Source organism: Dietzia cercidiphylli (genome assembly GCF_014145145.1).
Lineage (GTDB): Bacteria > Actinomycetota > Actinomycetes > Mycobacteriales > Mycobacteriaceae > Dietzia > Dietzia natronolimnaea.
On record NZ_JAALEA010000378.1, the window covers coordinates 1 to 240 of the forward strand.

Genomic DNA, 240 nt, shown 5'->3' on the forward strand with positions numbered 1-240 from the left:
GTGCCCGGCCAGCCCGCCGAGCCCGCCTCGCCGCCTCCCGCCGGTCAGCCCGGCGGCGTGCCGGCAGTGACCTCGGTGCCTGTGCAGGTGTTCAACAACAGCAACGTCTCCGGGCTCGCCGGCAGGACCGGGGAAGCCCTCCGCGAGTCCGGCTTCGCCGTCGGTGAGGTGGCCAACCTGCCCTCCGACCGGCCGGTGGTGTCCGGGTCGACCGTGTACTTCGGAACCGGCGCCGGTGAG

At 74.6% G+C, this 240-nt stretch carries 1 protein-coding gene; it reads left to right on the forward strand.

What is annotated here, in order from left to right:
• Nucleotides 1-81: 81 nt before the first annotated feature.
• On the forward strand, nucleotides 82-240 hold a 159-nt coding region (locus G6028_RS13430; protein ID WP_338404225.1), incomplete at its 3' end, for a LytR C-terminal domain-containing protein.